24 protein-coding genes are annotated in these 26,311 nt (G+C 63.9%); 13 read left to right on the top strand and 11 right to left on the bottom strand.

Going from position 1 to position 26,311, the window contains the following annotated elements; all coding sequences use genetic code 11:
• Window positions 1-3 precede the first annotated feature (3 nt).
• From cofG to H6X51_RS09935, 3 genes are all read right to left on the bottom strand, one after another.
• Window positions 4-1,143 (bottom strand): 7,8-didemethyl-8-hydroxy-5-deazariboflavin synthase CofG, encoded by a 1,140-nt coding sequence (cofG, locus tag H6X51_RS09945; RefSeq protein ID WP_221627300.1) that lies wholly within the window; start codon window positions 1,141-1,143, stop codon window positions 4-6.
• 413 nt (window positions 1,144-1,556) lie between these two features.
• Entirely contained in the window at window positions 1,557-2,435 is an 879-nt protein-coding gene (gene trxA / locus H6X51_RS09940) for a thioredoxin (protein WP_185267392.1), read from the bottom strand.
• A 56-nt stretch (window positions 2,436-2,491) separates the two neighbouring features.
• Entirely contained in the window at window positions 2,492-3,145 is a 654-nt protein-coding gene (locus tag H6X51_RS09935; protein WP_185267391.1) for a class I SAM-dependent methyltransferase, read from the bottom strand.
• 179 nt (window positions 3,146-3,324) lie between these two features.
• Between H6X51_RS09935 and H6X51_RS09930 the strand changes: the two genes are divergently transcribed.
• From H6X51_RS09930 to H6X51_RS09875, 12 genes are all read left to right on the top strand, one after another.
• Window positions 3,325-4,824 carry an AMP-binding protein gene (locus H6X51_RS09930; RefSeq protein WP_185267390.1) on the top strand — a complete coding sequence of 500 codons (1,500 nt, stop codon included), beginning with the start codon at window positions 3,325-3,327 and terminating at the stop codon, window positions 4,822-4,824.
• 93 nt (window positions 4,825-4,917) lie between these two features.
• Window positions 4,918-5,385 (top strand): transcriptional regulator NrdR, encoded by a 468-nt coding sequence (gene nrdR, locus H6X51_RS09925; protein ID WP_105646702.1) that lies wholly within the window; start codon window positions 4,918-4,920, stop codon window positions 5,383-5,385.
• On the top strand, window positions 5,378-6,511 hold the full coding sequence (ribD, locus tag H6X51_RS09920; protein WP_185267389.1) for a bifunctional diaminohydroxyphosphoribosylaminopyrimidine deaminase/5-amino-6-(5-phosphoribosylamino)uracil reductase RibD: 1,134 nt from the start codon (window positions 5,378-5,380) through the stop codon (window positions 6,509-6,511). Before nrdR ends, ribD begins: the two co-directional genes overlap by 8 nt.
• Before the next feature lie 82 nt (window positions 6,512-6,593).
• The gene (locus H6X51_RS09915) at window positions 6,594-7,259 is read left to right on the top strand and encodes a riboflavin synthase (RefSeq protein WP_185267388.1); all 666 of its coding nucleotides are present in this window, start codon (window positions 6,594-6,596) and stop codon (window positions 7,257-7,259) included.
• Between the two features lie 18 nt (window positions 7,260-7,277).
• Window positions 7,278-8,372 carry a bifunctional 3,4-dihydroxy-2-butanone-4-phosphate synthase/GTP cyclohydrolase II gene (gene ribBA / locus H6X51_RS09910; protein ID WP_185267387.1) on the top strand — a complete coding sequence of 365 codons (1,095 nt, stop codon included), beginning with the start codon at window positions 7,278-7,280 and terminating at the stop codon, window positions 8,370-8,372.
• A 58-nt stretch (window positions 8,373-8,430) separates the two neighbouring features.
• The gene (gene ribH, locus H6X51_RS09905) at window positions 8,431-8,907 is read left to right on the top strand and encodes a 6,7-dimethyl-8-ribityllumazine synthase (RefSeq protein ID WP_185267386.1); all 477 of its coding nucleotides are present in this window, start codon (window positions 8,431-8,433) and stop codon (window positions 8,905-8,907) included.
• Between the two features lie 54 nt (window positions 8,908-8,961).
• Entirely contained in the window at window positions 8,962-9,396 is a 435-nt protein-coding gene (gene nusB, locus H6X51_RS09900) for a transcription antitermination factor NusB (protein WP_185267461.1), read from the top strand.
• Window positions 9,397-9,422: 26 nt separating this feature from the next.
• Window positions 9,423-10,400 carry a thiamine-phosphate kinase gene (thiL, locus tag H6X51_RS09895; RefSeq protein WP_185267460.1) on the top strand — a complete coding sequence of 326 codons (978 nt, stop codon included), beginning with the start codon at window positions 9,423-9,425 and terminating at the stop codon, window positions 10,398-10,400.
• Window positions 10,393-10,887, top strand: coding sequence for a phosphatidylglycerophosphatase A family protein (locus tag H6X51_RS09890; protein ID WP_185267385.1), 495 nt, complete (start codon window positions 10,393-10,395; stop codon window positions 10,885-10,887). Before thiL ends, H6X51_RS09890 begins: the two co-directional genes overlap by 8 nt.
• A 102-nt stretch (window positions 10,888-10,989) precedes the next feature.
• Complete coding sequence (ribA, locus tag H6X51_RS09885; protein WP_185267384.1) at window positions 10,990-11,601, top strand: GTP cyclohydrolase II; 612 nt, start codon at window positions 10,990-10,992, stop codon at window positions 11,599-11,601.
• Entirely contained in the window at window positions 11,598-12,029 is a 432-nt protein-coding gene (locus tag H6X51_RS09880; protein ID WP_185267383.1) for a hypothetical protein, read from the top strand. Before ribA ends, H6X51_RS09880 begins: the two co-directional genes overlap by 4 nt.
• A gap of 54 nt (window positions 12,030-12,083) precedes the next feature.
• On the top strand, window positions 12,084-12,842 hold the full coding sequence (locus tag H6X51_RS09875; RefSeq protein WP_185267382.1) for an NYN domain-containing protein: 759 nt from the start codon (window positions 12,084-12,086) through the stop codon (window positions 12,840-12,842).
• Window positions 12,843-12,910: 68 nt separating this feature from the next.
• On the opposite strand, the gene H6X51_RS09870 is transcribed toward H6X51_RS09875, so the two are convergent.
• Window positions 12,911-14,284, bottom strand: coding sequence for a DUF1329 domain-containing protein (locus H6X51_RS09870; protein ID WP_185267381.1), 1,374 nt, complete (start codon window positions 14,282-14,284; stop codon window positions 12,911-12,913).
• 27 nt (window positions 14,285-14,311) lie between these two features.
• Window positions 14,312-16,114, bottom strand: coding sequence for a DUF1302 domain-containing protein (locus tag H6X51_RS09865; RefSeq protein ID WP_185267380.1), 1,803 nt, complete (start codon window positions 16,112-16,114; stop codon window positions 14,312-14,314).
• A 325-nt stretch (window positions 16,115-16,439) separates the two neighbouring features.
• Between H6X51_RS09865 and H6X51_RS09860 the strand changes: the two genes are divergently transcribed.
• Window positions 16,440-17,405 (top strand): AraC family transcriptional regulator, encoded by a 966-nt coding sequence (locus H6X51_RS09860; RefSeq protein WP_185267379.1) that lies wholly within the window; start codon window positions 16,440-16,442, stop codon window positions 17,403-17,405.
• On the opposite strand, the gene H6X51_RS09855 is transcribed toward H6X51_RS09860, so the two are convergent.
• The 6 genes from H6X51_RS09855 to H6X51_RS09830 all read right to left on the bottom strand — a co-directional run bounded on the left by H6X51_RS09855 (window position 17,369) and on the right by H6X51_RS09830 (window position 26,302).
• Entirely contained in the window at window positions 17,369-21,001 is a 3,633-nt protein-coding gene (locus tag H6X51_RS09855; protein ID WP_185267378.1) for an ATP-binding protein, read from the bottom strand. The genes H6X51_RS09860 and H6X51_RS09855 overlap by 37 nt on opposite strands.
• Complete coding sequence (locus tag H6X51_RS09850) at window positions 21,001-21,654, bottom strand: DUF4194 domain-containing protein (RefSeq protein WP_221627299.1); 654 nt, start codon at window positions 21,652-21,654, stop codon at window positions 21,001-21,003. Before H6X51_RS09850 ends, H6X51_RS09855 begins: the two co-directional genes overlap by 1 nt.
• Entirely contained in the window at window positions 21,647-23,086 is a 1,440-nt protein-coding gene (locus H6X51_RS09845) for a Wadjet anti-phage system protein JetA family protein (protein ID WP_185267376.1), read from the bottom strand. Before H6X51_RS09845 ends, H6X51_RS09850 begins: the two co-directional genes overlap by 8 nt.
• Before the next feature lie 100 nt (window positions 23,087-23,186).
• Window positions 23,187-25,070: a 1-deoxy-D-xylulose-5-phosphate synthase gene (gene dxs / locus H6X51_RS09840; RefSeq protein ID WP_185267375.1), complete on the bottom strand. Its 1,884-nt coding sequence runs from the start codon at window positions 25,068-25,070 to the stop codon at window positions 23,187-23,189.
• A gap of 108 nt (window positions 25,071-25,178) precedes the next feature.
• Window positions 25,179-26,066 carry a polyprenyl synthetase family protein gene (locus H6X51_RS09835; protein WP_185267374.1) on the bottom strand — a complete coding sequence of 296 codons (888 nt, stop codon included), beginning with the start codon at window positions 26,064-26,066 and terminating at the stop codon, window positions 25,179-25,181.
• Window positions 26,063-26,302, bottom strand: coding sequence for an exodeoxyribonuclease VII small subunit (locus tag H6X51_RS09830; protein ID WP_185267373.1), 240 nt, complete (start codon window positions 26,300-26,302; stop codon window positions 26,063-26,065). Before H6X51_RS09830 ends, H6X51_RS09835 begins: the two co-directional genes overlap by 4 nt.
• Between the last annotated feature and the right edge of the window lie 9 nt (window positions 26,303-26,311).

Genomic DNA, 26,311 nt, shown 5'->3' with positions numbered 1-26,311 from the left:
TCCTCATGACAGGCACTGCTGTAACGCCAAGCCGTCAGCGCGAGCGAGAGTGGATAGCCGGGGAGCAATCTCACCAGCAAAGAAATGATCGGGGCGTTCAAGGTAGCTGGGGTATACCGCGAGGCGTTCTTCCAGCCCGTAGCCGCAGGCAGCGGTAGCATGGCGAAGCGCTTCTATTTGTGGCCAGGCACGTTCTGGATTGATGTGATCGATAGTCAACGGCGAAACACCACCCCAGTCATTGATGCCGGCTGCGATGTAGGAGGCAAACCGGGTTTCCAGGTTCGGCGGCGCCTGCAGGCTGATGGAGGGATCCAGCAGCAGCCGGGCCAGAACCAGCGTGCGAACCATGTCGTTCAGGCTTGGCTCCGGATGGTTAGCCATGGCAGTACCGGGTTTGGCTCGGAAGTTCTGCACTATGACTTCTTGAATATGCCCATGCTCAAGATGCAGGTTATTGATTGTCAAAAGGCTATCCACGCGCTCGGTCCAGGTTTCGCCTATGCCGATGAGGATGCCGGTGGTGAAGGGAACACCGAGGCGACCAGCCCGATCAAGGGTGCGAATACGCTGCACCGGGACTTTATCTGGGCAGGCGTAATGGGCTCCGCCCTTGGCAATCAAGCGGCGACTGACATTTTCCAGCATCATCCCCATGCTCACGCAGTGGGGCTTGAGCAGCCTGATATCTGCTTCCGAAAGAGTTCCTGCATTGACATGGGGCAGCATGCTGCTTTCGTTCACCACCATGGCGCAAACTTCTGCCAGGTAGCTGATCATGCTGCTATGTCCTTGACCGGCTAGCGCCGCGCGTGCCTCCGGATAACGTAGCTCGGGCTTTTCTCCAAGACTGAAGAGCACTTCCTTACAGCCCATGCGTTCGCCGTCGCGAACGACCTGCATAACTTCTGCAGGTGTCATCAGACGTGCGTTAGGGGAGCCAGGCTTTTGAACGAAGGTGCAATAACCGCAGTCATCACGGCACATATTGGTGAGGGGAACGAAAACAGCCCGTGAGTAACTCAGAGCTTTACCCCAGTGGGTATCTCGAATATCAGCAGCTTGGCGAGCCAGCTCTATGATTTCGCTATCAGACGCCTTTTCAAGCGCGAGTGCCTGTGAACGGGTCAACATGATGACCATTGCCTCCGTTATTGTTTTTGTGGAGTCTTAATCATGACCGTTTTTACCAAACGGTAAAAACAGAATAGACCTGATTTTGCCAAATGGTCAAACATTTAATTGCAATACTGCTAATCATATTTTCTGGCAAGCGCACGGGTGCCTCTAGAGCGCATGTTTGCTCTATTCCATGCTTGCCTTGCAGAAGAGCAGAAAAGCGAATCGGAACGCCGCAGAAGGCGCAAAATGAGAGATGCGAACGCTGTAGTCGGCTTTAGCTGGGGGCAACAAACCTGGGGGCGTAGCGCCCGGTCCACGTTCGGGTGCTACGCCAGCTTTCAGCAGGCAGGGGGGCTGTTGTCGAGCAGGCGCTCGACAACCCGGGGTTTGACAAGAGGCCTGGCTCGCGAGCGGCCAAGCCTCTTGTCAACCACTCAGTAGAGCAATTGGTACAGCTTGCGCCGGTAGCTGATGCTCAGCGGGTGATCATTGCCCAGCAGTTCAAAGGTCTGCAGCAGGGTACGTTGCGGGCTGTTGTCGGCATAGCCGCGGTCGCGTTGCATCAAGCGCAGCAGGCCTTCCAGCGCGGCCTGGTGCTGTTGCCCGGCGAGCTGCTGGATCGCCAGTTGGTAAGCTGCTTCGCTGTCCTCGGGGTTGTTCTGCAGTCGCTCGGCCAGCAGTGCGCTGGCGGGAAACTCGCTCGCCTGGCGGGCGAAGCCGAGGGCGGCGCGCAGGCCGGCGATGCCCTGTTTGTGGCTTTCCTGGTCCTGGATCGAGGTCAGTACCGTCTCGGCGTCATCGTGCTGGGCGCTGGCGATCAGCGCGCGGGCCAGCAGTAACAGCAGGGCGTCGTCGCTGTGCTCGGCCAGTGCCGGTTGCAGCAGGGCGATGGCCTGTTCGGGCTGGCCGGCTTCCAGCAGCGCCTCGACCGCTGCCGCGGTATCCTCGGCGGGTTGCGGCTCTGTCGCTGGTTCGGCGACATGCGGTTCGAGCATGCCGCGTATGGCGCTTTCCGGCTGGATGCCAGCGAAGCCGTCCACCGGCTGGCCATCCTTGAACAGCACCACGGTCGGCAGGCTGCGAATGCCGAAGCGTTCGCTCAGGGCCGCCTGTTCGTCGCAGTTGACCTTGGCCAGCAGCAGTTCGCCGGCGTAGCTTTCGGTGATGTTCGCCAGCACTGGCATCAGCGCTTTGCACGGCGCGCACCACTCGGCCCAGAAGTCCACCAGCACCGGTTTGTGATGGGAGTTTTCGATGACGTATTGGTCGAAGGTCTCGGTGCTGACATCGAATATGTAGGGTGACTGGCTCATGCTGGGTCCTGGGTCGAAGAGGCTTGCAGTTGTATGTGAGGGCGCCGGGCCGATTATCAAGCCATGGCCTGGTACAGGGCGACCTGGCGGAACTCGGCGGGCTCGCCCAGATCCGGCCAGGTTTGCCCGGCCAGCGTCGCCAGCCTGTGGTAGCCGGGGTGTTGCAGGTCACGCACCCGCGAGTCGGCGACCAGCACCTCGGTGGCGCGACCGCGGAAGTGTTCGAGGAAACCATGGTTATCGCGGTCGTAGAGGACATCGGCGGCGAGAATCAGGTCCAGCTCGCCGGCGACCTTGAAATAATCATCGGCCAGCACCAGGGGCAGGCCGTTGAGTTCGGCGTTCAGCGCCGCAGCCAGCTGTGCCGGCTGATCCAGATCGCAGGCGATACTGAGCTGGGCGCCAGCCGCGCTGCAGGCCAGCGCGACTATGCCTGAACCGCTGCCGAAATCCAGCACCCGCTTGCCACGCACCCGCTCGGGGTTATCCAGCACCCAGCGGGCCAGGGCCAGACCACTGCCCCAGCAGAAACCCCAGTAGGGCGGCTGTTCGAGCAGGCGCTGGGTTTCCTCGCTGGCGAAGGCGCGGTCCAGGTTGGCCGGGTCCAGCAGCCACAGCCGCAGCTGGGGCAGACCAGGCAGGCTGGTTGGTTGCAGTTGGGCATCGGGCAGGATTCGATGCAGGGTCTGGTGCAACTGGTCGAGCGGCATACTGGATATCCGGATGGTGCGCAGCGGGCATTGTAGCCTGCGCTGGCGGCAGGATACGAATGGCCATCGATTATGGTCTTTCTGGCAACAGTCTGGTCGGCTCGACTGTCATTGTCGATGGGCTGGCCTGTGTCTATAGTCAATCGTTCGGTTTCGGCGATAGCACAAGAGAGAAAACAATGACCGCAGAACTGTTTTTTTCCGGCTCCCGGCTGAGCCCCGAGCAGGTCGAGCAGCGCGGCTGGCAACTGTCCGGCGGCCTGGCTCGCCTGGGAGTCGAGGAGGGTGATGTGATTGCGCTGATGCTGCGCAACAGCCTGCCCTTTGTCGATGCCATCCAGGCCGGCCAGATTGCCGGTTGTTACTACTGCCCGATCAACTGGCATTTCAAGGCTGATGAGGTGGGGTACATCCTCAATGACTCCGGTGCCAAGGTGCTGCTGATCGAAGCGGACCTGCTGGAGCAGGTGCGCGGGGTCATTCCTGCGCAGGTGGTGGTGCTGGTGGTGGGTGCCGAGCCGGGTGCGCTGCAGGGGCAGGAAAAGGATTACCAGAGCTGGCTGGAAAACCAGGCCCCCTATGCAGGCCCGCCGCGCACGCCGCGCATGCAGATGGCCTACACCTCCGGTACTACGGGCCGGCCCAAGGGCGTCCTGCGGTTGCCGCCAGCGCCGGAACAGGCGGAACAGTTGCGCCAGCGCATGAGCCGGATGGTCGAGAGCGCCTGGGGCATTCGCCCGGGCGTGCGTGCCCTGGTCTCCGCGCCGCTGTACCACAGTGCCCCGGGCTCCTTCACCCAGCAGGCCCTGCAACAGGCGGAAACCCTGGTACTGATGCCGCGCTTCGATGCCGAGCAGACCCTGGAGCTGATCGAGCGGCACCGCATCGATACGCTGTTCCTGGTGCCGATCATGTACGTGCGCCTGCTGCGGCTGCCCGAGCAGGTGCGGGCACGCTACGACCTGTCATCGCTGCGCTTCGTCGCCTGCACCGGGGCACCCTGCGCACCGGAGCTGAAGCAGGCGATGCTCGACTGGTGGGGCCCGGTGATCCATGAGACCTACGCTTCCAGCGAGACTGGGATGATCACCATCCAGGACCCGGCCTCGGCCCGGCTCAAGCCGGCCAGCGTCGGCCGGCCGATCGGCGATGCGCGCATCCACATCATCGACGCCGATGGCAACGAATGCGCCACTGGCCAGCCGGGGGTGATCTACGTGCACCAGCCGGCGGTGACGGATTTCACCTATGCCAACAATCCCCAGGCGCGCGCCAGGGCTGGGCGGGGTGAGCTGGTCAGTGTCGGCGATATCGGCTACCTGGACGACGATGGCTATCTGTACGTCTGCGACCGGTCCTCGGACATGGTCATTTCCGGTGGCGTGAATATCTATCCGGCGGAAATCGAGCACGTGCTGATCGGTATGCCCGGCATTGCCGATTGCGCGGTGTTCGGCGTGCCTGATGCGGAATACGGCGAGGCGCTGGTGGCGGTGGTGGCCAGCACTGATCCGCAACTGGACGCTGAGGCGGTGCGCGCCCATGTGCGCCAGCACCTGGCGGGCTACAAGACGCCGAGGGAGGTGCGCTTCGTCGAGCAGTTGCCCCGGGATGACAATGGCAAGGTGGCCAAGCGCAAGTTGAGGGACAGCCATATTCCCGCGCCGGTCCAGCTGTGAGTCCGGCGCGGGCGTATCGGCAGGCGGGCAGGCATTTAACCGTGACGGACATCGGGGTAAGATGCCCGCTGCTTGCCCAACAGGAATTCTGCCATGTACTGTCCATTTTGCGGCGCCAATGACACCAAGGTGATCGACTCCAGGCTGGTAGCCGATGGCGCCCAGGTGCGTCGCCGGCGGGAATGTCTGGCTTGCCAGGAACGCTTCACCACCTTTGAAACCGCCGAGCTGGTGCTGCCGCGCATCATCAAGCAGGACGGCCGGCGCCAGCCGTTCGATGAAGACAAGTTGCGCGCTGGTCTGCTGCGGGCCCTGGAGAAGCGCCCGGTCAGCGTCGAGCAGATCGAGGCCGCGCTCGGGCGTATCAAGCATCGCCTGCGGGCCACCGGTGAACGCGAGATCAAGGCGATGGTGGTCGGCGAGATGGTCATGGCCGAGCTCAAGCAACTGGATGAGGTGGCCTATATCCGTTTCGCCTCGGTGTACCGGCGCTTCCAGGATCTGAACCAGTTCCGCGAGGAAATCGACCGCCTGTCCCGTGGCGAGCCGGGCGATGTCTGAACTGCCCACCGATCATGACTGGATGGCCCGGGCCATCCAGCTGGCGGCGCGTGGCCTGTATACCACCGAGCCGAACCCGCGGGTGGGTTGCGTGCTGGTCCACGCCGGCGAGCTGGTCGGCGAGGGCTGGCACCTACGTGCCGGTGAGGGCCATGCCGAAGTCAATGCCCTGCGCCAGGCCGGCCCGCGTGCGCGCGGCGCGACCGCCTACGTCACCCTGGAACCCTGCAGTCATTTCGGCAAGACCCCGCCCTGCGCCGATGCGCTGATCAACGCCGGGGTCAGCCGGGTCGTGGCAGCCATGCAGGACCCCAACCCGCTGGTGGCTGGCCAGGGGCTGGCGCGCCTGCACGCCGCCGGTATCGAGGTCAGTTGTGGTGTGCTGGAGGCCGAGGCGCGCCAGCTCAATCCGGGTTTCATCAAGCGCATGCAGCAGGGGCTGCCCTGGGTGCGACTCAAGTTGGCGATGAGCCTGGATGGCCGCACCGCCATGGCCAGTGGCGAGAGCCAGTGGATCACCGGCGCCGAGGCCCGCGCCGATGTGCAACGCCTGCGCGCGCGCAGCGGCGCGGTGGTCAGCGGCGCCGACAGCGTGCTGCTGGATGATTCGGCGTTGACCGTGCGGGCCGCCGAGCTGGGCCTGGAGCCAGAGCTGGCGCAGGCCGCAGCGCAGCGCCAGCCGTTGCGGGTGCTGATCGATGGGCGACTGCGCGTGCCCTTGTCGCAGCGCCTGTTCCGTGAGCCCGGAGCGGTGCTGGTGGTGTGCAGCGACACGGCGGGGCGCGAAGCCGACTACCAGGCCCACCAGGCCGAGCTGCTGGCCCTGCCCGGCAGTCATGGCCGGGTCGACCTGGCGCAGTTGCTGGCCGAGCTGGCCCGGCGCGGCTGCAACGAGGTACTGATCGAATCCGGCGCAGCACTGGCGGGTGCCTTCTGGCAGGCCGGACTGGTCGACGAGCTGATCGTCTACATGGCACCGCGGCTGCTCGGCAGCCGCGCCCGGCCGTTGCTGGAGCTACCCTTCGACAGCATGGCCGAGGCCATGGATGTGCGCATCACCGACCTGCGGGCGGTGGGCAATGACTGGCGGATCACCGCCCGACCGCTGCCGGTCGGGACTGACTGAAGGGGCCGGGTGGTCGGCTGGTGCTGTCGATCTGCCGCCAGCCTGCTTATAATTGCGCCCCTGTCATTCAATCGAGGCGAACATGTTTACCGGGATAATCGAAGCAGTTGGACAGATCGGCAGCCTGCAGCCGCGTGGCGGCGACGTGCGGGTTCAGGTCAGGACCGGCAAGCTGGATCTTGGCGATGTCAGGCTGGGTGACAGCATTGCGGTCAACGGCGTATGCCTGACGGTGGTGGAATTGCCCGGCGATGGCTTCTGGGCCGATGTCAGCCAGGAAACCATGCGCCGCAGCGCCTTCGTCGATCTGCAGGTGGGCAGCCGGGTCAACCTGGAAAAGGCCCTGACCGCCACCACCCGGCTGGGCGGGCACCTGGTCAGCGGACACGTGGATGGTGTCGGCAGGGTGCTGTCGCGTGATGAAGAGGCACGCTCGGTGCGCTTTCGTATCGAGGCGCCGGCAGCGCTGGCCCGCTATATAGCGGAAAAGGGCTCGATCACCGTGGACGGCACCAGCCTGACGGTCAACGGCGTTGATGGCGCGGTATTCGACCTGAATATAGTGCCGCACACCCTGCAGGAAACGGTGATGGGTGATTACCAGCCAGGACGCGCGGTGAACCTTGAGGTAGACGTGATTGCCCGTTACCTTGAACGCCTGCTGCTGGGTGACAAGGCCGCCGAGTCCGGTGCGGCCAGTGGCATCAGCATGGCATTCCTTGCCGATAACGGCTTTTTGAAGTCCTGACGCGCCCGGGAGGGCCGTATGAAACTGAATACTGTTGAAGAACTGATTGAAGATATCCGCGCCGGCAAGATGGTCATCCTCATGGATGACGAGGACCGCGAGAACGAAGGTGACCTGATCATGGCCGCCGAGGCCTGCCGGGCCGAGGACATCAACTTCATGGCCCGCTATGGCCGTGGCCTGATCTGCATGCCGATGAGCCTGGAGCGCTGCGAGCGGCTCAAGCTGCCGCTGATGGTACAGCGCAACGGCTCCGGTTTCGGCACCAAGTTCACCGTCTCCATCGAGGCGGCCGAAGGCGTGTCCACCGGCATTTCCGCTGCTGACCGGGCGCGCACCGTGCAGGCGGCTGCGGCCACCGATGCGGTAGCCGAGGATATCGTCAGCCCGGGCCATATCTTCCCGCTGATGGCCCAGCCGGGCGGCGTGCTGGCCCGCGCCGGACATACCGAAGCCGCCTGTGATCTGGCGCGCATGGCCGGCTTCGGCGAGTCCGGAGTGATCTGCGAGGTCATGAACGAGGATGGCAGCATGGCCCGCCGCCCCGAGCTGGAGGCCTTTGCCGAGGAGCATGGACTGAAGATCGGCACCATCGCCGACATGATCCACTATCGCCTGCTCAACGAGCGCACGGTCAAGCGCGTGTCCGAGCAGCCGCTGGATACCGAACTGGGCACCTTCAACCTGGTGACCTACCGCGACAGTCTGGAAAATGCCGTACACCTGGCGCTGACCCTGGGCGAGATCGAGCCGGAGCAACCGACCCTGGTGCGGGTGCACAACATGGACCCGCTGCGCGACCTGTTCATGGTCAAGCAGCCGGGGCGCTGGAGCCTGCGTGCGGCCATGGCCAAGCTGGCCGAGCAGGGCAATGGCGTGGTGCTGCTGCTGGGCAACCAGATGGAAGGCGACGAACTGCTGCATCACGTGCAGCAACTGGCTGGCGACGAAACGGCGCCGCGCCGACCGACGACCTACAATACCGTCGGGGCCGGTTCGCAGATCCTGCGTGACCTGGGCGTGCGGAAAATGCGCCTGCTGTCGATGCCGATGAAGTTCAATGCCATATCCGGCTTCGACCTGGAAGTAGTAGAATACCTGCCCTGCGAATAAACGCATTGGTTTCGCGGCGGCGCCCGGGCGCGCCGCCGGTTCTTTAAGAGAGATTGATATGACTGCTATCCGTACCATCGAAGGCGACTTCGTCGCTGCACAGGGTCGCTATGCCCTGGTTGTCGGCCGCTTCAACAGCTTCGTGGTTGAAAGCCTGGTCGACGGCGCTGTCGACACCCTCAAGCGTCACGGAGTCAAGGAAGCCGACATCACCATCGTCCGGGTTCCCGGTGCCTTCGAGATTCCGCTGATGGTGCGCAAGGTGGCCGAACTCAAGCAGTTCGATGCCATCATCACCCTGGGCGCAGTCATCCGTGGCGGCACTCCGCATTTCGAATATGTCGCTGGCGAGTGCGTCAAGGGCGTGGGCGCCGTATCCCTCGATTCCGGTATCCCGGTTGCCTTCGGCGTACTGACCGTGGACAGCATCGAGCAGGCCATCGAGCGCTCCGGCACCAAGGCCGGCAACAAGGGCGCCGAGGCGGCGCTGTCGGCAATCGAAATGGTCAGCGTGCTCAAGCAGCTGGAGGCCTAAGTGGCCGACCACGACGCGAAACCCAAGCGCTCCGGCGGGCAGTCACGCAACGCCATGCGTCGCAAGGCTCGCAGCCTGGCGCTGCAAGCGCTGTATTCCTGGCAGATGGCCGGCCAGTCGTTGACCGATATCGAAGCGCAACTGCGCAGCGATCCCGAGTATGACTTCGACAATGCCGACGGCGCCTACTTCCGCGAACTGCTGATGGGCGTGCCGCAGAATCTCGACGAGATCGACGGCCACCTGGGCCAGGTGCTGGATCGCGGCATCGCCGAAGTCGACCCTATCGAGCTGGCCATCCTGCGTATCGGCGTGTTTGAAATGACCCGTCGGGTGGACGTGCCCTACAAGGTGGTGATCAACGAAGGCATCGAGATGGCCAAGACCTTCGGTGCCACCGATGGGCACAAATACGTCAATGGCATCCTCGACAAGCTGGCCCCGCGCCTGCGCAGCGTCGAGGTGAATGCGTCCCGCCGGGGGCGCTGAGCTACCAGGGAGCGCCGCACATGCCGCTGGGTGAGTTCGGACTGATCGGTCGCTATTTTCAGCGCGCAGTCCTGCAACAGGCCGGCGATCCTGCTGCGGTTGTGCTCGGCATCGGTGACGATGCTGCTGTTCTGCAACCCGGGCCGGACTGTCAGTGGGTGATTTCCACCGACAGTCTGGTACAGGGTGTCCACTTCCCTGAATCCCACTGCCCGGCTGATCTCGGTTATCGTGCGCTGGCCGTTGCCGTCAGCGACCTTGCCGCCATGGGCGCCACACCTCAAGCCTTCACCCTCGCCCTGACCCTGCCCGGGGTCGATGAGCACTGGCTGCAGTCCTTCTCCGATGGGCTGGCGCAATGCGCGGTCGATCATCGCATCAGCCTGATCGGTGGTGACACCACGCGCGGCCCGTTGAATATCGGCATCAGCGTGTTCGGTGAAGTGCCGCGCGGTCAGGCGCTGCGCCGCAGCGGCGCGCAGCCGGGGGACCTGCTGTGCGTCGGTGGGCCGCTGGGCGACGGCGCCGCGGGGCTGGCGGTAGTGCTGGGGCAGGCATTGCCGCAGGGGCTCGGGGAGCAGCGGGACTACCTGGCGGCGCGCTTCTGGCGTCCGCGTGCGCAGTGCGAGTTGGGTATGGCGCTGCGCGGCATTGCCACGGCGGCGATGGATATTTCCGACGGCCTGTTGCAGGACGCCGGTCACCTGGCCCGGGCCAGTGCTGTTGCCCTGTATCTACAGGCCGATACGCTGCCCGGCTCCACGGCGCTGCAGGCCTGGCCACCGCAGCAGCAGCGTGAGTGGAAGCTGCGCGGCGGTGATGACTATGTGCTGCTGTTCACCCTTCCGGCCGAGCAGCACGCAGCGGTTGACGGTTGGCGCCAGCAGGGCTGGCCGGTCACGGTGATCGGCCGGGTCGAGGCGGGTGTCGGTGTCTGGCTGGATGATCAAGCTGTCGCCGGAGAGGGCGGCTACCAACATTTCAAGGAGTCCGCCGATGACTGAGTCCCGCTCGCCGACACCACCTTCGGTGTGGCGCAACCCCATTCACTTCCTGGCCTTCGGTTTTGGCAGTGGCGCCATGCCCAAGGCCCCCGGTACCTGGGGCACGCTGGTCGGACTGCCGTTCGTGCTGCTCTGGCAGCAACTGCCGCCCGGTGGTTACGCGGCGGTGCTGGTCGTGGCTACCCTGCTGGGCATCTGGCTGTGCCACCGTACCGCTGCTGACCTTGGCGTGCACGACCATGGCGGCATCGTCTGGGACGAGTTCGTCGGCGTGTGGATCGCCCTGTGGCTGGCGCCGCCCGGCTGGCTGTGGCTGCTCGGCGGCTTTGTACTGTTCCGCCTGTTCGATATCTGGAAACCCTGGCCGATCCGCTGGGTGGACCGCAAGGTCGGCGGCGGCTTCGGCATCATGCTCGATGACATACTCGCCGGTTTCATGGCCCTGCTGGCGCTGCTGGCCATCGAATGGCTGTTGCTGCTGGGGTGAATCTTGCCGTTTCGGCGCCGCCGGGGCAGATCGGCGCTGACTGGCGGGGCCTTGTCCTGCTAAGATAACGGCCCTCTTATAGCGTGGTGTACAGGAGACAGCGTGTCAGTCACCTTTGTTGCGTCATCCCAGCTGCCTACCAAATGGGGCACTTTTACCATGCACGGCTTCCTCGAACCCGGTACGGGCAAGGAGCACGTGGTATTGACCATGGGCGATGTGAGCGATGGCCAGCCGGTGCTCGGGCGTCTGCATTCCGAATGCCTGACCGGCGACGCGCTGTTCAGCCTGCGTTGTGACTGTGGCTTCCAGCTGGAAGCAGCGTTGAAAGCGATTGCCGACGAGGGGCGTGGCGCCCTGCTGTACCTGCGCCAGGAAGGCCGGGGCATCGGCCTGATGAACAAGATCCGCGCCTATCACCTGCAGGATGGCGGTGCTGATACTGTCGAGGCCAACGAACTGCTTGGCTTCGGTGCCGACCAGCGTGACTACGCGATCTGCAAGCCGATGCTGGCGCACCTGGGTATCACCAGCCTCAAGTTGCTGACCAACAACCCGCGCAAGGTCAAGGCGCTGGAGGATTTCGGCATCACCGTGGCCGAGCGCATCCCGTTGAAGACCGGCCTCAACCCGTTCAATCGCAACTACCTGGCGACCAAGGCCGGCAAGCTCGGCCATATGCTGGGGACCATCCATCAGGCCGAGGCTGAATGATGATCGATGCTCGCCCTCACTGGCAGGCCATGCGCCGCAACTGGCGTATGCAGTGCCTGGCGTCGCTGATCCTGCCGATCGCGGTGGTCTGGTTCTTCCATGACCGTGACGGCGGCGCCTACCAGAGCGTCGGCGTACCCCTGTTCATTGCCGGCCTGCTGACCCTGCTGCTGACCGTCTGGCGCTTCCGCCACTACAAGCAGGCGCTGCAGCAGGTCGATGCGCTGCAGGACGACAGCCAGGCCGAGTCGGCCTGGAATCGCCTGCACCATAACCAGTTGCTGGGGCTGACCAATGCCAAGCTGCCCGGCTGGGTCGGCATGCTGCACTACGTCTGCACCATGGAAATGGTGCCGTTGGTATTGCTGGTGCTGGCCAGCCAGGGCGCCATGTTGTTGTACCGCCCGGCGCCGCAGCGTTTCGCATAACCTGGGTTGCTGGTCGAGCATTGCGCTGGCACCCGTTCAAGCAGGGGGCAGGACATGATCGGAAACGGTAAGGCGCACAGCCTGGCGGTACTTATCGACGCGGACAATGCCAACCCGGCGATCATCGAGGGGCTGCTGGCGGAAGTCGCCAAGCTCGGTGTCGCCAGCGTCAAGCGCATCTACGGCGACTGGACCACGCCGGGGCTGGGCAAGTGGAAGGCCAACCTGCTGGAACATTCGATCCAGCCTATCCAGCAGTTCGCCTATACCTCCGGCAAGAACGCCACCGACAGCGCGATGATCATTGATGCCATGGACCTGCTGTACACCGGCACCTTCGATGGCTTCTGCCTGGTCTCCAGCGACAGTGACTTCACCCGGCTGGCCGCGCGCCTGCGCGAGTCCGGCAAGGCGGTGTACGGCTTCGGTGAGCAGAAGACGCCCAAGCCGCTGGTCGCCGCCTGTGACCGCTTCATCTATACCGAGATATTCCTGCAGCCGGATGTGGCTGAACACCCCGAGTCCGAGGGCAACCAGGGCAGCATCCGCCGCCGCAGCAGTCAGGAGCTGCGCCAGGATGCCAAGTTGTGCAACCTGTTCCGTCAGGCCATCGACGCCACGGCCGATGATGATGGCTGGGCCAGCCTGGGGCCGGTGGGCAGCCAGATCACCAAGCAGATGCCGGAGTTCGATCCGCGCAACTATGGCTACAGCAAGCTCAGCGAACTGGTGGAGGGCATCGGCCTGTTCACCCTGCGCCGTGAACAGAACCTGCTGAGGATCAAGGACCAGCGGCCCGGCAAAGGACGTTAAACAAAAAAAGGGATGTCCTTGCGGACATCCCAAGCCCTGTGAAAACAACACCTGTTTGCAGTGTGCGGTCAGCGTACCCCGGCTGCCCGCAGTGCAGCGGGGGTGAACTGATTGTAGGTGGGGACGAAATCGTACTGCGGCGCTGAAACCTCCTCGGTATACATGCCCAAGGCAATGTAGCGGCCGGCCAGCAGGTCATAAAGCGTCTCAATCGAATAGCCCGGAAGTTGTTGCACATAGTTGAAGGCTGCATGGCCTTCGCCAACCCGCCACAAGGTACCGCGTGCGTCGTAGTGGTCGCCGAGCACGATCATCCACGAGTCTTCATCCACGAAGAAGTTGCGTTGGGCGTACAGGTGGCGCTGGCCCGGTTTGACGTTGCCCTGCACCTCCCAGACCCGATGCAGTTCGAAGCGGGTATGCTCCGGATTGATGTGGCCGGCCTGCAACACGTCGGCGTATTTCAACCCACGTTGGGTCATGCGGTTGCTGTTATAGGGAATGTAGATTTCCTTCTTGCCTATCAGCTTCCAGTCATAGCGGTCGGGGGCGCCGTTGTACATGGAGAAGTTATCCGAGGTGCGCATGCCATCCGAGGCCGTGCCGGGGCCATCATAGGCGACCTGGGGCGCGCGGCGTACCCGACGCTGACCAGCATTGTAGACCCACGCCATGCGTGGCTCCTTCAGTTGGTCCAAGGTGTCATGTACCAGCAGGACGTTACCCGCCAGCCGTGCTGGCGCATTGACTCGCTGTTTGAAGAACACCAGATTGTTGGGCATGGCCGAGGCATCTAAGTCCGGCATCAGATGGGGATAGCCGACTTCTTCCTCCATCTTGACCAGGGTATAGCTTCCGTTGACCTGAGGTACGGCCTGCATGTACCAGCGCTTGACGTTGAGCCGGTAGCGGGTGTGGTGATTCCAGATGATCTCGGCGCCGGTCTGGGGAAGAGGAAAAGCAAAGGAACCGTGGGAGAAGTTCTCGATGCCATCGCCGCGGTTCACCAGGCGCGCCTGGCCGGCGGTCTGCTTCACTTGATCATAGATCTGTTGGGGATAGCCGATGCTGCGATGGCTCTGGTACACCGGCATGCGGAAGCTTTCGGGATAGCGCTCGAACAAGGCGATCTGACCGGGAGTGAGATTGTCCCGGTACTGCTGGTAGTTCTGCGCGCTGATCACCAGCAGCGGTTGTTCACTGGCATAGGGGTTGGAGAGGAAGTGATCCGCCAGCACTTCACCGGCATTACGGTCCAGACCACCGGTCCATTCGGGAATGGTGCCGCTGGCGTTACCAGCGCGTTCGGCGCCGATGGGGGTGAGCAGCGGACCGCCCAGCGAGGCGATATCCGCCTGTGTAAGGGTTTGCGCCGTGGCATTGAATGCCAGTAGGCATAGCGTCAGCCCAGCGGCGTTCAGCAGGTTTTTCTGTGTGTGCATGATGATGAATTCTCCGGTACCCATGGTTCAGAAGCTCACGCTGAAGCTCAACGATGCGAAGTCGCGATCGACACTGGTGTTGTATTTGCCATCGAAGAAGCTGGTGTAACTGAGGCTGGCAGCGTAGCGGTTGGCATACTCGGCTCCGAGGGCCAGGCTTGCCGATTTGGCGTTCTCGATGAAATTCGGGCTGTAGCCTTCGACGTCATGGGCAAAGGCCAGACTCGGGGCGAGGTTTATGCCGGCGAATACATTGCTGTACTCCAGTCCGGCACGCAGGCGATAGCCCCAGGAATGACGCGTCATATAGCCGTCATTCTCGCACCAGCTGTCGGCCCGGGAGGAACTACCCTGCGAGGAACAACTGCCATCGGCGAAGGGACTCTGCCCGAACAGCGAATCCCGTCCGAACCTGGTCTGGCCGTTACCACTGCCCAGGCCGTTGATGTGGTTGTATGCCACTTCGCCGGCCAAGGCCAGGCGGCTGGCTCCCAGTATCCGGTCGATAGTCTTGACCGCCGACAGCTGGGCCTGAATGAACTCCTTGCGTTCGTAACCGCGGATATACGTGCCGGTCGGCAAGCCGACCAGGCCACGGTGGGTATTGTCCTGGCCCAGCTGCAGGATTGTCCGGCTGACATCACTGCCAGCGATCTGCAGCGGCATATTGGGGCGATAGCTGATCTCGCCGGACACCGGCATGCCGGCAACGTTGGTCTGGAAGCTGATGCCGTACAGTCGCACATCCTCCGGGTATTCGAGGAAGTAGCCACCGGCACCGACGGTACCATTGAGCCCGGGAATCAGGTCAGCCGGTTCGAAGCTGGTAAGGAAGTTTCCAGCTACACCGGAGAAGCTGGGCGTACGCATGTGGTAGTTCATCGCGTACAGGCCGAACTCTGTGTCATTCAGTTGAGGCGCGAACCAGCGCAGGGCCACGCCGAACTGTCCCTTGTCTCTGGCATCGACATCCTTGCGGGCACGGGCGATGTAGATGTTACCGGGAATCGGCAGCACCTCGCCCTGGGGGCGATCCATGCCGGACACGATCAGACGGTCATGACAGCCCTTGGCGATCGGGTCGGAGCCGAAGAAGGTACCGCAGTTGTCGGTCACCGTGGGTGCCCACTTGAGCTGATAGAACGCTTCCAGCGTCAGGCTGTCATTCAGCGCCTGTGACAGGTACAGCATTTCCACCGGGATCAAGGCTTCCTTCACCTCAGCGCCCGGGCGGCGGAAGGCAGCGACATCGAGCGGGTTGATGGCATTGATCGAGTTGCCAACGAACAGGCTCTCGCCCCAGCTCACTACCTGACGGCCCAGGCGAATATTGCCGGGCAAGTTGCCGATGCTGTAGTTGTGATAGAGGAAAGCATCCAGCAGGGACATACCGGAACCTTTTTGCAAGGGTGAGCGACCGGCATCGTCGATGTCATAGAAACGCTGGCCACGATCCTTGGTCTCGAAATCGTACCAGTACATGCCCCGCAGGAATCCGCCCGAATTACCCTGACGCAGCTCGAGGTCATGAGTGCCTTTGAATATCTGCGAGAACACATCGCCGCGCTTGAAGTTCAACCGGCCATCGTCCGAGGTGCGCGCGGTGGCCTGGCCATTCATTGGCTCGCCATCGATCTGTGTATCGGTGTGGATAAATCGCCTGTCCGGATTATCCGTAGCCCAGCTGGCCCCTATCGACAGCTGTGAATCGAGCTGCGCCTCCAGTTTGCCGATGCGCCAATTGGCTGCCTGGGAATGACCACTGACACTTACCAAGACGATGGCCAGTGGCAAGCTGCGCATCAGTTGCAGCGGTATTATTGTTCTCATGTATCTGCTCCATTGATGTTCCGAGAGACCTGCTCCGGGCAGGTGCTGGCTAGTGTGCATATGAGTCGAATTTCAATCCCGGCTCATTGGGACACGATTTGCATGTATGGGCGGACGGGCGTCATGAGCCAGGGATGAATCACTCTTCATTTTCTCTGTCGCGCAGAGTACTCTGATAAAAAACAGCCGGGATGCGTGGTACGGCACGGCCAGGGACTTGATAGAAATGTATAACGATAAGGTTGTGGCGCTTTCCGAATCACCAAGGGAGTGGAGTGGGTGGAGCCGTGTGATAGGTCAGGCGCTGGCGACGCGAGGGTTGGATTTGCACTCATCACCGCTGGCGGAGCGACTGACGCGGCGCTTGCAGGATAACGAAGTGATGGATCAGACCGCCTGTACCCTGTTATGGCAGGAGGCACAGGCGATCAGTGGTGATCCATGGTTCGGGCTGAGTGCATATTGCGCCGATGGTGATCTGCCGCTCTCCCTGCAGATGATCGGCCTCACCGTATCGGCCAGTCTGAACATGAGCACCGCCATGAACAATCTGGTGCGCTTCTTTACCTTGGTGAGCACACAGGCACGTCTCGAGTTACGGGTGGTCGGCGATGACGCCCGGTTGTTGCTACACCCCCGTGGCCGTCCCCATGCCCAGCATATGGCGGCGTTGCTCAATATCGTGGGACGCTTGCTGGCACGCTGCGCCGTCCGGGGTGGCATTGCGTCTCCAGATATCACCCTGGGCATGCCGGGGGCGGACATTGCTCCCCAGCCGCAGGCTTGGTACCGGGAATGTGTCGCTGCGCAATCATACTGGTTAAAGGTCCCGCGCCTGTGGCTGGATCTGGATATGCCGGAGTCGACACCAGGGCTATTGCATGGGATGACCGGTGTGCTGCATGGCGTGCTGGCACGGGGGCCGGCCAGTGACATGGTGGAGAAAGTGCGGCACGCCATCCAGCAGGGGATGAGCAAGGGTCTGCTGGGAGAGGAGCAGATCGCTGCGCCGATGAATATCAGCACTCGCCACCTGCGTCGGCTACTGCGCCAATACGGTACCGGTTACGAGCGCCTGGTGGATGAGGTCCGGTGTGACGCTGCACTTCGCTTGCTGGCTGATCCACACAGCTCATTGACGCGTATCGCCTACGAGCTGGGATTTCAGGACCCGAGCAGCTTCACGCGGGCCTTCCGCCGCTGGACCGGATGCAGCCCGCGTGATTTTCGTCGTCGCCAGGCTCAGACACCTGGCTATACCACCTCCATGAAATCCAGCAATCCCTGCTGACGGATGACCCGACGGTGCTGCGCCCACAGCTCGGCCACCCGCTCGCGATTGAGCTGCTGGCGGTCGAGCAGCACGCGGGTGTTGAGTTCCCCCACCGGCTGGCTGGACGGCACCTTGCTGAACACGAACTGGTTGCTGATCAGGTCGAGGAAGGGGCCGGCCTTGCTGGTCGGCATGATGAAGATCAGCTGCAGGCCGAGGGTTTCGGTCAGGTAGCCGATCACCTCCCGTGAGCGGGTCTCGTCCATGTGCATGAACGCCTCGTCGACGATCACCATGCGCAGATGACTGTCGCCATCGTTGAAGCGGAAGGCGCTGGTCACCGCCGCGGCGCGGATGATGTAGGCCGGGGTTTCCAGCTGGCCACCGGAGCCGGTGCCATATTCGCTGAGACGGATCGCCGGCTTGCCCTGCGGATGCTTGAGGATGTCGTAGCGGCGGTAGCGCCGGTAATCGCTGATGCGCTCCAGCTCGCGCAGGGCCTGCTGCTCGTCGCCGTCCAGCAGCAGTGACAGCAGCCGGTCACGGACCTCGGCGGCCTGTTGCGACAGGCTGTCGCCAAACAGGCTGGTGCCATCGCCGAGGTTCGGCAGGCCCATCACTTCCTGGAAGAACTCCCAGTACTCGCGGTACTCCGGCAGCCAGTCCCAGTCGAACTGGAAGCGCTCGCGATCGGCACCGAACTGGTGGTGCTCCAGTTCGCGGTTCAGTTGTTCCAGCGCCCGCCGGCCATCATTGATGGCCTGGTGGATCTCGTGGCACAGGTCGCTGACGAAGGTGGTGTTGAAGCTGTCACGCAGGCTGGCCAGCTGGCTCTGCTTTTCCAGCAGTACGTTGTTGCGCAGGCGGTTGTACAGGTTGTCGAGCTGCTGGCGCAGGCCGCCGATATGCTCATAGAAGCCCAGGCTGTGCAGCGGTTCGGCGCTGTCGTGCAGCAGGCTGTCGGCGGGTTGGGCCTGCTGGTTGTATTGTTCCAGGGCACGCTCCAGGGCGATCGCCTGCTGATGCAGGCGCGCGGTGAGGGCGGCGCTGTCGGCGGCGAAGTCGAACTTGCCATGGCTCTGCTCGAGCATGCTGTCGAGCTGCTCCAGGCGTGCCTGTGGGTCCTGGCCCGGCAGCTTGCCGGCGGCCTCCAGCAGGTGCTGTTCGGCCTGATCCTTGTTCTCCAGCAGGGTATCGCCCTGGTCGGCCAGCTGTTTGATGCGCTGGCTGATCTGATGGTGCTTTTCATCCAGCCGGCCCTGCTGTTCCACCAGTTCCCGTTGGCGTTGCTGCAGCTGCCGGTGACGTTCGCTGACCCGTTGCTGTTCCTCTTCCAGGTCATGATGGTTGCCCAGCTCCAGTGTGCTCAGCTGTTGTTCCACCTCGCGCAACTGGCGTTGCTGGTCGAGCAGGTTGGCGGCGCAGGCGGCGTAGTCGAGCGGGCGGATCTGCCCCAGCAGCGCCGCCAGTTGCTGCAGTGCCTGCTGCTGCTGGCGCTGGCTGTGGCGCTGCAGCTGCAACTGTTCCAGCTGGTTCTGCTGCGCCTGCAGGTTGCGCACTCGGGCACCGGCACCGAACACCAGCTGGGCATCGTCGATATCACAGCGGAACAGCGCATAGTTGCCCGAGCCGAGCCCTTCGCGGGTGATGCCGCGCCGGGTGCGGCGCAGGGCTTCGGCATCTTCCACGCGCAGGACGCTAGCATAGGAGGCGCGCAGATAGTATTCGGCGATCTTGTGGCCGAAGCCCATGACCTGGAGGATGGAGTCCGCTGGTAGGCTGATCCGTTCGGCATCCTGGCGTGCCTTGTCACCCTGGATGACCCGGGCGCGGTTGCGTTCGCGGCTGCCCAGTTGGCGTACGATGCGAATGGCCTCGGCCTCGAATTGCGGCTCGACCAGGATGGCGAAACGGCTGCCGCCGATATAGCCCTCGATCGCCATCTGCCAGTCGGGGTCGAGTACCTCCACGTAATCGCATAGCACCCGTGGGTCGGCCTGGGGGCACTGCTGGCGGATGGCACGCAGGGCATCTTCCACATAGCCGGGATAACTGACCCGGCTGGCCTGCAGGCCCTTGACCTGTTGCTCGATCTGGCCGATCTGGCGCTCGGTCTGGGCCAGGCCGGCACTGCGCTCCTGACCCAGGCGGTCGACTTTCTGCAGCAGGCTGATGCCCTCCGGCAGGGCTTGCTGCAGGCGGCTGGCCAACTGGTTGTGGCTGTGCTGCTGGGCATGGATGGCATCCAGCCCGGCATCCAGCGGGGTCAGGTCGATCCAGTCACGTGCCAGCAACTGGTTGAGGTCGGCCACCGGCTGCTGTTCGGCGGCCAGTACCGCCTGGCTGAGTTCGCGCCAGCTGCGGTTGTTCAGCTGCGGCAGCTCCAGTTCCAGGCTGTGCTGACCCAGCAGTTGCTGCAGCTGGCGCAGGGCCTCGACGTTGCCATCGCGCTGCCGGGCCTGCTCCAGCAGGGGCGTGACACCGGCCTGCAGCTGCCCGTGCAACTGCTGCTGGCGGGCCTGCAGTTGATCCCGGGAGTGCAGCGCCGGGATACCCTGGCGGCGGGCTTCCAGTTGCACCAGCTCATGGTGGGCCTGCTCCAGGCGTTCGCTGGTCAACTGTTGTTCATCGCCGCTGGCGGCCAGCTGGGCGGCCAGTTGTTGTTGCTCGTCCTTGGCCGCCAGGTATTGCTGCTGGTTGTGCCGCCAGCTCTGGGCGGCGGCGGCATATTCCAGCCCGGTGCGCTCCAGCCAGCTGTCCAGGTACTGGTCGGCCTGGCCGCGGGCCTGCTGCAATTGCTCGACGGCGCTGCGCACGCGACTGGCTTCCTGCTCCATGCCGTGCACGGTGCGCAACAGATCACGAATACGCCGAATGGTATCGCCGAAGTCGCGGGCCTCGAGCACTTCCTCGGCGACGAACTGGTCGATCGAGCGCACCGGCTTGTAGGCCATGAAGTTGGCGAAGGTGCGTGCGGCATTCTTCGCCTCGCGTACCGACACGGCATCGCTGCGTCCACGCAGGGCGCCATACAGGCGCGCCAGGTAGGCGCTCTTGCGCTCGTAGACCTCGACGCCGCCCTTGCCGAACTGGCGGCGCAGCAGCGCCGGCAGCTCGGTGACCGGGACCACATGACGGCCGTCCTCGGCGTCACGCACGAAGTGCGACAGCGACAGCATCTCATCGGGCACTATCATCAGCAGCAGCTCGTTCTGCCGCGCCTGCCGACTGCTGCCGGCATTGTCCAGGTGGGCGCGCACGCCGATCACCGCGGTGAAGGGCTCGCCGCTTTCGCCCCGGGTCGGGTGGAACACCCCGGCGATATAGCCGTCGGTATCCCAGGGACGCGCGTAGGCACCATCGTCGCAGCCCAGCACATAGGAGGCGAGGGTACGCACCTGCTTGCCACCGCGGCCGCGCTGGGTGGTTTCGTCCTGCCCGGGGTTGTAGTTGAACAGGTTGTCATGGGCGGCGGTCATCAGCGTCTGCAGGGCATCGGCGGCGGTGGTCTTGCCGGAGCCGTTACCGCCGGAGAACAGGTTGACCGGGCCGTATTCCAGCTCTTCGACCGGCAGGTTGCCCCAATTGACGGTAATCGAACGTTTCAGATACATCAGGGCGTCTCTTGTTCAGGGTCTTGATCGGCGTCGTGGCGGCTCAGTTGATTCAGCACACTGTCGGTCACCAGGCTGATGATGCCGGGGCGGATGGTCAGCCAGGCTTCGCCATTATCCAGCTCGGCATCGCCGGGGCTGCGGATCAGGCGCAGCTGGCGCAGGCGGCGCAGCAGCGCCTGGCGTTCGGTGAGGCTTTCCGGCAGGCTGCGGCCGAGCAGGTTGCGACTGCTCAGGTTGAGCGCTTCGAGCGACAGCATCGCCTGACCCTGCTCGTCGAGCTGGCCTTCGCGCAGGGCCTTGTCGTACTCTGCGCGCAATACCAGGATCAATGCCACTTCCTGCTGGTTCAGGCGCTGGCGCAGGCCGCTGCCCGGCTCGTCATCGGCATCGGGCAGGCCCGGCACTTCGGCACCGGGCGGGAAGATGCGCAGCAGGTTGAAACGCGGTTCATGCAACAGGCGGATGCGCAGTACTGCCAGGTAGTCCTCGACCAGCTCGCGGACCTGCAGGAAGCGGTCGTACAGTTCGGCCTCACGTTTGCTCTCGTCGCGGCACAGTACGCCGCGGTCCAGCAGGCGGATCATCAGCTCGGAGAAGTCGGCGCTGCTGATACCGCGTTCGCCCAGTCGGGCTTCCAATGCGTCACGCATGGTGGTCGGGTTCCAGTTCGATAATGAAGCCGTCGCGGCGGCTGAAGTAGGATTCATCGCGCAGTACCTCGCCACTGCGCTCGATGCGCACCCGCAAACCGCGCGCGGCATGCTCGGCGCTGGCCAGTGCGATCAGGTGGCTGGCAGCCAGCAGGTCGCTGGCACTGTTGATCGGCAGGTCGCGGCTGTCGATCCGCCGCTGCTCGCCCAGCGCCGCATGCAGATAGTTGCGCAGGCTGCCGGCATTGATGTTGAACGCCTGGTCCAGCAGGCGTTGCACGGCCAGATCATGCAGGGTGTCGTCATCGGGGATGCCGTGGTCCTGCATCAGGCTATGTACCGGTGGCCGTTGCTGGCGTTCGCGCAGGCGTACCTGGCCCGGATCGACCAGCCCCAGGTTGACGCTGGCCATGCTCTGCCCGGCGGCTTCCAGGCGGGCGGCCTGTTCATCGGCTGGCAGACTGGCCAGCTCGCGGCACAGGCCGACGATATCGGTGTGCTGCTGGCTGTGCAGGTAGCTGAGCTGGCGGATGATGATGTCGGCGCGCTGGGTGAAGCTCTGCAGTGTCTTGCGCAGCGCCGGCAGCATGATGTCGGCGGCGTTGCGCAGGCGGCTGTCGATACTGTCGAGCAGGCGCCAGAGTACCGAGCTGCGCTGGTCGAGCACCAGGTCCGGGGCCAGGCGGCGCAGCTCGCGCTCGGCCTGGGCCTTCCACTCGTCGGGCATGCGGCGGATACGCTCGATCTGCAGCAACAGCTGCTCGCGGTGGCGCTCGACGCTGTCGGCGGACAGGCGGATGGCCAGGTCGGGCTGGAAGCGTTTTTCCATGAACTCGAAGAACTGGTCGCTGGCTTCCTGTATCAGTTGCCGGTCCTCGACCTCGCGCACCAGCTGGCGCTTGCGTTCCTCCAGCTCGGCGATGATATCGGTGAAGTCGGCGATGATGCGCTCGGAGTACTCGTGGGCATCCAGCAGGTCGTAGACCTCGCCGCGCTCGGCGAACGCCGACAGCGCATTCAGGGTGTTGCGGGTATTGCGATGGCGGGTGCGCACGCTGTGGCTGAGCGCCTCGGCCAGCGACTGGGTGAACAGGCGCCCCAGGCGGCTGAACGGGTAGGTGGACTGGAAGGTGGCCTGGTCGACCTGGCGTTCCAGCCAGCCATGCTCGACCAGGCTGTTGAGAATCCAGCCGGCCTGTTCGCGACTGTTGCGAAAGCGCCCGTGCTCCTCGTCATCACCCTCGAGCAGCGGTGCGCGCTGCAGCGCCTCGCAGAATACATCCACTACCTGCTCGCGCTTGAGCGACTCGCCGTAGTCGGCGCTGGCGCCGTATAGCCGCGCATGCAGCAGGCGCAGGCATTCGATGGTCTGCTCGCGGTACTTGCTGGTCAATGGCCGAAAAAACTGCAGGCGCTCGTTGCTGAAGAACATGGCGTATGCCCGGAAAATTCAAAGGGGCATTATGCCGGATTGGCCGGGCCGGTTCATGCCGTGTTTGTCTGGTCTGAGGCGCCTGTCCCACCCACCGAAGTCAGTCTTCGGCGGACAGGCGGTCGCGGATCGAGCGCTCGATGCCGCTGGCATCCAGGCCGCATTCGGCGAGCATGCTGGCCGGCTTGTCATGCTCGATATACAGGTCGGGCAGGCCCAGGTTGAGTACCTGTACCTGGATGCCCTGGTCCAGCAGCCACTCATTCACCGCGCTGCCGGCTCCGCCCATGATGGCGTTTTCCTCCAGGGTCACCAGCAGTTCGTGGCCGTCGGCCAGTTGCTGCAGCAGCTCGGTATCCAGCGGTTTGACGAAGCGCATGTTGGCGACCGTGGCATCCAGTGCCTCGGCGGCGAGCAGGGCATTGGCGTGCAGGGTACCGAAGTTGAGAATCGCCACCCGCTGGCCCTGGCGGGTGAGCACGCCCTTGCCGATCGGCAGCGCCTGCAAGGCCGGATCGACTGGGACTCCCGGTCCGGTGCCGCGCGGGTAGCGCACGGCGGCAGGGCCGTGGTGCAGGAAGCCGGTGGTCAGCATCTGCCGGGTCTCGTTCTCGTCTGCCGGGGCCATGATCAGCATGTTGGGGATGCAGCGCAGGTAGCTGATATCGAAGCTGCCGGCGTGGGTCGGGCCATCCTCGCCGACCAGGCCGGCGCGGTCGATGGCGAACAGCACGTCCAGGTCCTGGACCGCGACATCATGGATCAACTGGTCGTAGGCGCGTTGCAGGAAGGTCGAGTAGATGGCCACTACCGGCTTGGCCCCTTCGCAGGCCATGCCGGCGGCCAGGGTCACGGCATGCTGCTCGGCGATGGCGACGTCGAAATAGCGTTGCGGGAAACGCTCGCTGAAGGCGATCAGGTCGGAGCCTTCCTTCATCGCCGGGGTGATGCCGACCAGCCGGGCGTCGGCCTCGGCCATGTCGCACAGCCACTGGCCGAAGATGTTCGAATAGCGCGGTTTGCTCTGGCCGTTGCTGGCCGGCTTGGGCTCCAGCTTGGTGATCGCGTGATAGCCGATCGGGTCAGCCTCGGCCGGGGAGAAGCCCTTGCCCTTTTTGGTGACCACATGCAGGAACTGCGGGCCCTTGAGCTGGCGCATGTTGCGCAGGGTGGTGACCAGGGTCGGCAGGTCGTGACCGTCGATCGGGCCGATGTAGTTCCAGCCCAGCTCCTCGAACAGCACGCCGGGCGCGAGCATGGCCTTGGCGGTCTCCTCGGTCTTGCGTGCCAGTTCCCAGGCTGGCGGGATCTTCGACAGCACCTTCTTGCTGCCCTCGCGCATGTGCGCATAGGTGCGGCTGGAGAGGATCTTGGCCAGGTAGTTGGACAGCCCGCCGACGTTGTGCGAGATCGACATGTCGTTGTCGTTGAGCACCACCAGCATGTCGGCATCCACCTCGCCGGCGTGATTGAGCGCTTCGAAGGCCATGCCCGCGGTCATGGCGCCGTCGCCGATGACCGCCACGGTGCGCCGGTCCAGCCCTTGCAACTGCGCGGCGATGGCCATGCCCAGCCCGGCACTGATCGAGGTGCTGGAATGACCGACGCCGAAGGTGTCATAGGGGCTTTCGCTGCGCCGCGGGAAGGCGGAGATGCCGTCCTTCTGGCGCAGGGTGGCCATCTGCTCGCGGCGACCGGTGAGGATCTTGTGCGGATAGGCCTGGTGGCCGACATCCCACAGCAGCCGGTCCTCCGGCGTGTCGTAGATGTAGTGCAGGGCGATGGTCAGTTCGACGACGCCGAGCCCGGCACCGAAGTGACCGCCAGTCTGGCCGACGCTCCAGAGCAGGAACAGGCGCAGCTCGTCGGCCAGTTCCGGCAGCTGCGCCACATCCAGCTCACGCAGCTGTGCGGTGCTGTCCAGGCTGTCCAGCAGGGGCGTGCAAGGACGTTCAAGGGGTATGTCGTGGAAGGTGCTAGGCATCGAACAAAGGCTCTGATTGCCGCTGGGAGCGGCAGGAAACAAGGGCGCAGTTTAACCGATGAGGGTCGTTAGCCCAACACTGGCCGTCGCCACCGGGCGAACTGCTGCTCAGAATGGGCGTTGCACAATGTACCGGGCCATCTGCCGCAGGCGCTGGGCGTCGTTGCCGAACGGCTGCAGCGCGGCGATGGCCTGCTCGCAGAGCGAGTCAGCCAGTCGGTGCGCGCCGTCCAGCCCGAGCATGGACGGGTAGGTGGGTTTGCCGCGGGCCAGATCGGCGCCCTGCTGCTTGCCCAGTACGCTGGTGTCGGCCTCCACATCGAGGATGTCATCCTGCACCTGGAACGCCAGGCCGATGCAATCGGCATATTGCTCCAGCGCCGCCAGTTGCCCGGCATCGGCACGTTCGCTGGCCAGGGCGCCGAGCTGCACGCTGGCGCGGATCAACGCGCCGGTCTTGCGCTGGTGCATGTCCTGCAGGCTGTCCTGATCCAGCAGCCCGCCGACCGCGCCGAGGTCGATGGCCTGGCCACCGACCATGCCCTGGGGACCGGCGGCCCGGGCCAGCAGGCTGGTCATGCGCAGGCGGGTCTCGGCCTGCCAGCTGCTGGCCTGGCTGATCCATTCGAAGGCCAGCGCCTGCAGCGCGTCGCCGGCCAGGATCGCCGTGGCTTCGTCGAAGGCGCGGTGGCAGGTCGGTCGACCACGGCGCAGGTCGTCATCATCCATGGCTGGCAGGTCGTCATGGATCAGTGAATAGGCATGGATCAGTTCCACTGCGGCGGCGGCTACATCCACCGGCGTGTCGCCGACCCCGAACGCCTCGCAGCTGGCATAGGTGAGGATCGGCCGGATACGCTTGCCGCCGCCGGTGACGCTGTAGCGCATGGCGGCATACAGCCGTTCCAGCTTTGCCGACGGGTTGCCCAGCTGTTGCTCGAGGTAGCTGTCGATGCGGGTCTGGCAGGCCTTGAGATATTGCTCCAGGCCGTTCATTGGGCATCGCCCTCGAACGGCATGGTGCTCAACTGACCGTCCTGTTCCAGCAGTTGCGCGACTTTCTGTTCGGCCTGGGTCAGTGCCTGCTGGCATTCGCGGGTCAGGGTCACGCCCTGCTCGAAGGCGCTGAGTGATTCCTCCAGACTCAGGTCGCCGCTTTCCAGCCGTTCAACCAGGGTTTGCAGGGCGCCCAGCGATTGCTCGAAATCGACTGCGGTTTTTTTTCGGGCCATGGGGCTACC

This window comes from Halopseudomonas xiamenensis (assembly GCF_014219065.1).
GTDB lineage: Bacteria > Pseudomonadota > Gammaproteobacteria > Pseudomonadales > Pseudomonadaceae > Halopseudomonas > Halopseudomonas xiamenensis.
Note: the sequence above shows the minus strand (reverse complement) of the source record. Positions and strands in the feature narration are given on the sequence as shown.